The organism is Providencia sp. wls1916 (assembly GCF_009706585.1).
GTDB classification, from domain to species: Bacteria; Pseudomonadota; Gammaproteobacteria; order Enterobacterales; family Enterobacteriaceae; genus Providencia; species Providencia lanzhouensis.
In genome coordinates this window covers 124,051-133,185 of the sequence record NZ_WLUL01000022.1, presented here as the reverse complement: position 1 = coordinate 133,185, position 9,135 = coordinate 124,051, and the positions used below count along the sequence as shown (strand labels likewise).

The window sequence follows — 9,135 nt, the reverse complement described above, 5'->3', positions numbered from 1 at the left end:
AAAGACACCTTCGGGTTGTGAGGTTAAGCGACTAAGCGTACACGGTGGATGCCTAGGCAATCAGAGGCGATGAAGGACGTGCTAATCTGCGATAAGCGTCGGTAAGGTGATATGAACCGTTACAACCGACGATTTCCGAATGGGGAAACCCAGTGCAATTCGTTGCACTATCGTTTGATGAATACATAGTCAAACGAAGCGAACCGAGGGAACTGAAACATCTCAGTACCTCGAGGAAAAGAAATCAACCGAGATTCCCCTAGTAGCGGCGAGCGAACGGGGAGCAGCCCAGAGTCTTAATCAGCATTAGCATCAGGAGAACGGTCTGGAAAGGCCGGCAGTAAAGGGTGATAGCCCCGTATCCGAAGGTGTTAGTGTTGTGAACTCGACGAGTAGGGCGGGACACGTGTTATCCTGTCTGAATATGGGGGGACCATCCTCCAAGGCTAAATACTCCTGATTGACCGATAGTGAACCAGTACCGTGAGGGAAAGGCGAAAAGAACCCCGGCGAGGGGAGTGAAATAGAACCTGAAACCGTGTACGTACAAGCAGTGGGAGCACCCTTGTGGTGTGACTGCGTACCTTTTGTATAATGGGTCAGCGACTTATATTCTGTAGCAAGGTTAACCGTATAGGGGAGCCGTAGGGAAACCGAGTCTTAACTGGGCGAATGAGTTGCAGGGTATAGACCCGAAACCCGGTGATCTAGCCATGGGCAGGTTGAAGGTTGGGTAACACTAACTGGAGGACCGAACCGACTAATGTTGAAAAATTAGCGGATGACTTGTGGCTGGGGGTGAAAGGCCAATCAAACCGGGAGATAGCTGGTTCTCCCCGAAAGCTATTTAGGTAGCGCCTCGTGAACTCATCTTCGGGGGTAGAGCACTGTTTCGACTAGGGGGTCATCCCGACTTACCAACTCGATGCAAACTACGAATACCGAAGAATGTTATCACGGGAGACACACGGCGGGTGCTAACGTTCGTCGTGAAGAGGGAAACAACCCAGACCGCCAGCTAAGGTCCCAAAGTCATAGTTAAGTGGGAAACGAAGTGGGAAGGCTCAGACAGCCAGGATGTTGGCTTAGAAGCAGCCATCATTTAAAGAAAGCGTAATAGCTCACTGGTCGAGTCGGCCTGCGCGGAAGATGTAACGGGGCTAAACTATGCACCGAAGCTGCGGCAGCGATATGTAAATATTGTTGGGTAGGGGAGCGTTCTGTAAGCCTGTGAAGGTGTACTGTGAGGTATGCTGGAGGTATCAGAAGTGCGAATGCTGACATAAGTAACGATAATGCGGGTGAAAAACCCGCACGCCGGAAGACCAAGGGTTCCTGTCCAACGTTAATCGGGGCAGGGTGAGTCGACCCCTAAGGCGAGGCAGAAATGCGTAGTCGATGGGAAACGGGTTAATATTCCCGTACTGGTGATAATTGCGATGGGGGGACGGAGAAGGTTAGGCTGGCCGGGCGACGGTTGTCCCGGTTTAAGGATGTAGGCAGGTGAATTAGGCAAATCCGGTTCACTATATGCTGAGGTCTGATGACGAGTCACTACGGTGGCGAAGTAGCTTATACCCCGCTTCCAGGAAAAGCCTCTAAGCTCTAGATTATCATTAATCGTACCCCAAACCGACACAGGTGGTCAGGTAGAGAATACTCAGGCGCTTGAGAGAACTCGGGTGAAGGAACTAGGCAAAATGGTGCCGTAACTTCGGGAGAAGGCACGCTGGCATTAGGTGAAGTGATTTACTCATGGAGCTGAAGCCAGTCGCAGATACCAGCTGGCTGCAACTGTTTATTAAAAACACAGCACTGTGCAAACACGAAAGTGGACGTATACGGTGTGACGCCTGCCCGGTGCTGGAAGGTTAATTGATGGGGTTATCCGTAAGGAGAAGCTCTTGATCGAAGCCCCAGTAAACGGCGGCCGTAACTATAACGGTCCTAAGGTAGCGAAATTCCTTGTCGGGTAAGTTCCGACCTGCACGAATGGCGTAATGATGGCCAGGCTGTCTCCACCCGAGACTCAGTGAAATTGAACTCGCTGTGAAGATGCAGTGTACCCGCGGCAAGACGGAAAGACCCCGTGAACCTTTACTATAGCTTGACACTGAACATTGAGCCTTGATGTGTAGGATAGGTGGGAGGCTTTGAAGCGTGGACGCCAGTCTGCGTGGAGCCAACCTTGAAATACCACCCTTTAATGTTTGATGTTCTAACGTAGCCCCGTAATCCGGGGTGCGGACAGTGTCTGGTGGGTAGTTTGACTGGGGCGGTCTCCTCCCAAAGAGTAACGGAGGAGCACGAAGGTTGGCTAAGCATGGTCGGACATCATGCGGTTAGTGCAAAGGCATAAGCCAGCTTGACTGCGAGAGTGACGGCTCGAGCAGGTACGAAAGTAGGTCTTAGTGATCCGGTGGTTCTGTATGGAAGGGCCATCGCTCAACGGATAAAAGGTACTCCGGGGATAACAGGCTGATACCGCCCAAGAGTTCATATCGACGGCGGTGTTTGGCACCTCGATGTCGGCTCATCACATCCTGGGGCTGAAGTAGGTCCCAAGGGTACGGCTGTTCGCCGTTTAAAGTGGTACGCGAGCTGGGTTTAGAACGTCGTGAGACAGTTCGGTCCCTATCTGCCGTGGGCGTTGGAAGATTGAAAGGGGCTGCTCCTAGTACGAGAGGACCGGAGTGGACGCACCACTGGTGTTCGGGTTGTCATGCCAATGGCATTGCCCGGTAGCTAAGTGCGGAAGAGATAACCGCTGAAAGCATCTAAGCGGGAAACTTGCCTTGAGATGAGTCTTCCCTGACTCTTTAAGGGTCCTAAAGGAACGTTTAAGACTAAGACGTTGATAGGTTGGGTGTGTAAGCGTAGCGATACGTTGAGCTAACCAATACTAATGAACCGTGAGGCTTAACCTGACAACACCGAAGGTGTTTTCGAGAAGAGAGATTAAGTTGATTTTCAAAGAAAGTGAGAAGCCGAAAGGTAGACACACAGCTTGTTCAGGATTGATATTCTGGTTTAAGAGAAAACTTAGACGGGAATAAACAGAATTTGTCTGGCGGCAATAGCGCGGTGGTCCCACCTGACCCCATGCCGAACTCAGTAGTGAAACGCCGTAGCGCCGATGGTAGTGTGGGGTCTCCCCATGTGAGAGTAGGGAACTGCCAGACATTAAATTAAAGCTTATTGCGAAGCAATAAGTTGCTGAAAGGCAAAAAGAATAAGTGGAGCGGTAGTTCAGTTGGTTAGAATACCTGCCTGTCACGCAGGGGGTCGCGGGTTCGAGTCCCGTCCGTTCCGCCACTTATAGCAAGCCCCGTGATGAAAATCACGGGGTTTTTGTTTTTCTACGATACATGTAATACAGCAATTTCTAACTATATTTTCTCCCTGTCCTCACACAGCTCACTCTGCTATAGTGATCTCTTCTAGATTTTTTTGTTTATTATGAGCGAACAAATATTACTTAAAGTTTTGATATAGAGTATAACCTGCCACTGAACCCGCTACATCATAAGCAAAATCATGCCAACTCCAGCCAGTACCTGCTGGTCGGCTATCATAAAGTTCTTTCGCTGCACCTAGCGAAATCGAAAATAACATACCGAATTGTGCTGCTTGCCGATGTTGCATGTTCTGCCTATCCGCATACGCATTACCAGCAGCAGCCATTGCAGCAGAAAAGGCAAAGTGCTGCGCCTTATCTTTTCCCTGCCAATTATCATTTGACCAATGGAAGCCTGAACAGCCAGTCATTACTATTAAGGAGCAACTTAAAGCTAATGTTTTATAAGAGAGATTTGGCATATATCTTGGCCCTCTACAGCAACTGATAAGTTAGAGTTCGCTAGATAATAAAAAGCGCCACATGAGCGGCGCTTTAGAGAGTCAATTATTAAAGTATTCGACTAATGAGTCGATCAACTCGGATACGTCGTAATCGACGGATCAGTTTTTTCACTTTAACAGGGTAGGTTTGAATGCTATCCAGCTCGCGATAATGATGAACAACTTTAGTATGGACTCGGATGCAATCAAGCTCGTGTTGGCGTTGTTCTTGGAGCTGCTGTTTTGGATCGTGGATTAATACCGCATTTTCCAAATCTAATCCCCAAGCCCGTGGATTCAGGTTATTACCTGTAATCAGCTGCCATTGATTATCAACCCACATTCCTTTCAGGTGATAGGTGTTGTCACCATCTTTCCATAAACGAACTGTCAGTTGCTCACTATCAATAAAACGCTGCAAACGGCTAACAAACTTACGTAAGTTTATTTCATAGAGATAAGGCAAAGCACCGATGATTTTAAAAGGCTCTTCAGGTGGAATATAGAAGTCGTTAGCGGTTTTATCACCAATAATGATTTCAACTTTCTTTCCATCACGCAGTAACTTGCTGATAATTCTTACTAAGACAGCAGGTAAATTAAAATATGGTGTACAGATAGTTAACTTTTCAGCGGTTGAGCTCATTAAATGGGTGATAGTACGATTTAACTCGTTTTTTTTACCTAGGCCAACAAATGGAGTAACGGCGAGTTCATCATTAGATGCATTACCTGCAAATTGGTAATTAACGCCTCTTAATGACAAACGAAATTGCTTGATTAACCCTTTAAATTCCGCTGTTTTTGGTCTGCTAGGCGTATTGAGTAGATGAATAGCATCCGATGATAAAAGAGAATCATCAATGAATTTTTTCATCGTTGCAGTGAGCTGACTATTTTTGATGAGATGATATCTATCGTAGCGGTATTTTTCATGACGATGCAGGTAGACATCATTGATGCTAGCCCCGCTATATAGAAGCGTATCATCAAATAAGAAACCTTTTAAATGCAGTACTCCTAATGCTTCACGCGTGTTTACGGGGATCCCGAAAACAGGGATCTCAACATCAGGGTATTGCTGAGAAACTTCATAATACCAATCGGCATTAGTCAGATTAGCAGCAGCGCCAATTCGGCCGCGCTGAGCTCGGTGCCAATCAACTAGAATTTTAATATCTAGATTAGGATTTGCTTGTTTAGCGGCATACAGAGCATGAAGGATGTCTTTACCCGCATCATCTTTTTCTAAATACAGCGCCGTAATGTAGACTGTATTTTTAGCTTGCGAGATCTGTTCAAGCAGAGCACCACGAAAATCTTCCGTCTTATAGAGCGTTTTAACATCATCAACCGACTGAGACAATTTAGGCATGCTTGCCAAGTGTTGTTGATGTTTTGCTTGTTTTAGTTTTGACAACATCACAGTGTGAATTTTCTCTTGTTAGTCTAATAGCAAATCGCTTTATACAAATATTTAAGCGAATGATCTGTCGATGATATCATATTTACACCATTCATTAGGAATAAATTGACCATTGGTTTACTTACTATACAGATTACGGTTTATTCCTAACGCTAATTATAGATGCAGGGTGAGATTTACGACACCATCCTCAAATTGAACATCAATTTGGAATCCTAATTTTTTTGCCAAGCTGATCATATTACGATTCTCTGGCATGGTGATCGCTGTCAGCTTCTTAATGCCATGTCCGCGGGTGTAGTTAAGCAGTTTTTGCATTAATTGATAACCGAGCGTTTGCCCTTTCATATCTGAACGAACTAAAACGGCAAACTCAGCTTCTTGGTTATCAGGATCTGCCATTGCGCGAGTTACGCCGATAATTTCAGGTTGTGTATCACTATTTTTAACAGCGACAAACGCCATTTCTCGGTCGTAATCGATTTGTGTCATATTCGCGAGATCATCATGAGTGAATTCACTGATTTCACTGAAATAACGGTAATAAAGGTCTTCTTTAGTGACTTGCTCAATAAAGGATTTTAAGAGTGGTTCATCTTCAGGAAGAATCGGTCTTAGCAAGCAAGTTAGGTCATCTTTTAGGTTAATGGTCTCTTCAAGCTCATTAGGATAAGGACGGATGGCAAGCCGAGTATCTGGAATGTTACTTGCTGAGTTCAATGTCATTGAAACATCAAGTAATGTGAATTCATCACCAGCCGCAAGTAGTGGATGTATATCTAATCGGCTGATGTTAGGGCAATCAATGATTAAGTTAGAGACACGAACTAATAAGCTGGCTAGCCCCGGAATATCTAATGGTTCTAGAGCACTACGGGCTTTAATTTTATGTCCTTTGATTGCATTAATGACCAAGTAACGAGCTAGCGCTAAGTTTAGTGGCGGAAGAGCTACGGCAGCCTGACTCTCTTGTTGCCACTCTATGCCCCCTTCGCCAAGCATGATTAATAAACCAAAAACAGGATCAAGCTCAACAGCGATTCGTAGCTCTTGAGCTCCTGCGCGATTCGCCATGCTTTGTACTAATAAGCCCTCAATTCGAGCTTGTGGGTAGTTGGTCGAGACTCGTTCAATGATGGCATTGGCAGCTTCAGAGACTTCTTTGGCATTCCTTAAATAGAGCATAACGCCCTGAACTTCTGATTTATGCACAATGTCAGGAGAACGTAATTTTAGTGCAACGGGATAGCCAATCTTTTCTGCGATTTCAACGGCCTGTTCGCTGGAATGAGCAATCCATGTCGGTAAGCTGTTTAAGCCATAAGCTTTTAAGATTGGTTGAACTTCATGGGTATCTAAATGCAGCTTGTTATTTTCAATGGCTTGCATGATACAGGTATGTGCTTGCTGAGTATTTGCGGTTATCCCGACAGGCAGCGCAGGGGTTTCTTTTAATTGTTTTTGGTTACGGCGATATTCCACCATATGCATATAGGCGGTGATTGCACCTTCTGGCGTTCGGTAAGTTGGGATCCCAGCTTCGCTGAAGAGCCTTCTTGCCTCTTGAGAAGAATATTCCCCGCACCAGTTTGTGAGGATAGTTAACCATTTACCCCGAGGATGTTGTTTAATGGTTTTGATCACTTTTTCTGCCATGGATTTACTTTGTGTAATGGCACTTGGTGTATGGATCAAAAGCAACGCATCATGATCGTGGCTATCGAGCATTTTGTTTAATACGTTGAGATACCTATCCACAGTGGCATCGTCGCCGAGGTCAATCGGGTTTTGGGTAGATAAATCTAATGGTAATAGAGAACTTAATTCGTTTTCAGTTTCTACACTGAGTTTTGCAAGTTTTCCATTACGTAGAAGTAGTTCATCGAGTGCCATTGCGGCAGGTGCTGAGCCGTTGCTCATAATCGATAAACGTTCTCCTCGTAGCGGAGTCATATAACTTAGTGTTTCTACCGCAGAAAACATTTCGTGGGTATCTTGGACTCGCAGTAAACCAGCCCGTTGAATCGCAGCATCATAAGCGGCATCTAAACTTGGTTTTTCACCGAGAAGCTCTTGCGCTTTGTGTGTTCGCCCGCTTTTGATAACGAGGATCGGTTTGTTACGGGATGCACTACGAGAAGATGATAAAAAGCGTCTAGCATCACTAATGTTTTCTAAATAAAGCAAGATAGCGCTGGTTTTGCTATCTCGAGCAAGATAGTCCAGTAGGTCATCAATATCGATATCAATGCTATCGCCAAGGGCAATAAAATAGGAAAAACCGATATCGCGATGGCGCGCCCAATCTAAGACTGTATTTGAGACTGCGGCAGATTGTGAAATAAATGCTAGTTTACCTTTCAAAATAGGGATTGGGGAAAAGCTGGCATTTAGCCCTTGCCATGGTGCAAAGAAGCCTAAGCTATTCGGACCTAATAAACGAATTTGGTATTGCTGAGCCACCTTTTTCAGTTCATTAAATTGAATAGAAGGGGACGATAAGATAATGACGACATTACAACCTGCCTCACCAAGCTGGCGGAGACATTCAACATTGCGAGAATAGTGAGTGCAGATCACTGCAAGATCAGGCTTGAGTGGGAGTTTATCAATTGAGGGATAAGCAAGGACGCCAAGAATGGAGTTCCTGTTCGGGTTAACGGGCAGAATAGGGCCTTTGAAACCACTGCTGAGTAAGTTTTTCATCATCACAGATCCTGCTCGGCTAGGATCTTCTGAAGCGCCCACGACAACGATAGATTTTGGTCTAAACAATGACTCTAGCTGACTCACTAACCCCATGGCGGTAAACCTTTTTGTGGTGAGCGAAAACCCGCTCAATTGATTTTGAGTTCGTAAGCAACGCTATACGATACGTTGCTGGAATACCATGTCGTATATTGTGCCGTATATTGTGGGAAGCGCCAGTTTATCGAGGGAATTTTATTGAATATTACAAGCACCTTCACGTTTTGCTGTGAAGGTGATTTTCAAAATAGAAATTGCTGGAAAGCGAGGCATATAAATAACGTAAAAAATGCCTATAAGGAGTTATTCTTGGGGCTGAGACAAAAGCATTTGAGCGGTTGGATGATGCGGTTTCCCCTCTAAGTATTTACGGCGAAACAGATTGAAATGCGTGAATAACGCTTGGGATGCATCAATATCGCCAGCTTGTTCTAGCACGGTAGCAGCGACTTCAGCAGTGCAGTGTTGCTCTTCCCGCGATGGTGTACGCAGCAGGTAGTCGGTTCTCGCTTTCGTATTGATAGACAACATTGGAATTTGATCCAAATAAGGGCTTTTGCGGAACATCTTACGCGCTTCTGGCCAAGTACCATCTAACAGAATAAACAATGCAGGTTTGTCAGAAAGCGTCGGTTCATTGACGACAATGCGATCCGTTTGCGCGTAGCTTTCTGGGAAAATCAGATAAGGCTGTCTACTCTTATCTTGCAGAGCGGCTAACAGCTGGTTGTTAGGATCTGTTCTTGACCATTGATATGCCTGAGTATCAGGAAGCACATCGGCAATGAGTTTTCCGGTGTTGCTGGGTTTAAAGACTTCACCATCAAACATAATCAGACAAAATTGGCTTTTTGCTTGTGCAGAAACCGTTTCTTCACAGAGACACTGTGGCACGGGGAGTAAGCAATATTGACAGCGTTTCACCCGGCAACCTCTTGCTTTAAAAGGTTTTGTAGAAAGGGCTAAGCGTTGTTGACGCAGGTGATAGACAGCGTTCTGACTCATGGTTGATGGGGCACTTTTCGTTGTGACAAAAATAAGGGGCATATTGTACGCAAAACGATTTGTCTACGATAGAAGTATATTCAATAACTTTTCGGTGAGATAATAGCGCGGATCGG

General features: G+C 45.3%; 4 protein-coding genes, 1 tRNA gene and 2 rRNA genes. 3 read left to right on the top strand and 4 right to left on the bottom strand.

Translation table 11 applies throughout. The features are described from left to right. Positions 1-21: 21 nt before the first annotated feature. The 3 genes from GKR61_RS16260 (at position 22) to GKR61_RS16250 (ending at position 3,315) form a co-directional block, all read left to right on the top strand. Positions 22-2,927 (top strand): 23S ribosomal RNA (locus GKR61_RS16260). Between the two features lie 139 nt (positions 2,928-3,066). Next, positions 3,067-3,182, top strand: a 5S ribosomal RNA gene (rrf, locus tag GKR61_RS16255). A 56-nt stretch (positions 3,183-3,238) separates the two neighbouring features. Continuing rightward, a tRNA-Asp gene (locus tag GKR61_RS16250) sits at positions 3,239-3,315 on the top strand. Between the two features lie 159 nt (positions 3,316-3,474). Here GKR61_RS16250 and GKR61_RS16245 read toward each other — a convergent pair. The 4 genes from GKR61_RS16245 to GKR61_RS16230 form a co-directional block, all read right to left on the bottom strand. Beyond that, positions 3,475-3,819 carry a YfiM family lipoprotein gene (locus GKR61_RS16245; protein WP_036947732.1) on the bottom strand — a complete coding sequence of 115 codons (345 nt, stop codon included), beginning with the start codon at positions 3,817-3,819 and terminating at the stop codon, positions 3,475-3,477. Positions 3,820-3,907: 88 nt separating this feature from the next. Further along, positions 3,908-5,263 carry a CDP-diacylglycerol--serine O-phosphatidyltransferase gene (gene pssA / locus GKR61_RS16240; RefSeq protein ID WP_108479356.1) on the bottom strand — a complete coding sequence of 452 codons (1,356 nt, stop codon included), beginning with the start codon at positions 5,261-5,263 and terminating at the stop codon, positions 3,908-3,910. Between the two features lie 159 nt (positions 5,264-5,422). Beyond that, complete coding sequence (locus tag GKR61_RS16235; protein ID WP_154639906.1) at positions 5,423-8,068, bottom strand: bifunctional acetate--CoA ligase family protein/GNAT family N-acetyltransferase; 2,646 nt, start codon at positions 8,066-8,068, stop codon at positions 5,423-5,425. Between the two features lie 249 nt (positions 8,069-8,317). Further along, on the bottom strand, positions 8,318-9,019 hold the full coding sequence (locus tag GKR61_RS16230) for a tRNA-uridine aminocarboxypropyltransferase (RefSeq protein WP_036947745.1): 702 nt from the start codon (positions 9,017-9,019) through the stop codon (positions 8,318-8,320). Between the last annotated feature and the right edge of the window lie 116 nt (positions 9,020-9,135).

Bases quoted from the DNA above. Each gene is read 5' to 3' on its own strand.
- pssA (WP_108479356.1), bottom strand. From the start codon at position 5,263: ATGTTGTCAAAACTAAAACAAGCAAAACATCAACAACACTTGGCAAGC.
- GKR61_RS16235 (WP_154639906.1), bottom strand. From the start codon at position 8,068: ATGGGGTTAGTGAGTCAGCTAGAGTCATTGTTTAGACCAAAATCTATC.
- GKR61_RS16245 (WP_036947732.1), bottom strand. From the start codon at position 3,819: ATGCCAAATCTCTCTTATAAAACATTAGCTTTAAGTTGCTCCTTAATA.
- GKR61_RS16230 (WP_036947745.1), bottom strand. From the start codon at position 9,019: ATGAGTCAGAACGCTGTCTATCACCTGCGTCAACAACGCTTAGCCCTT.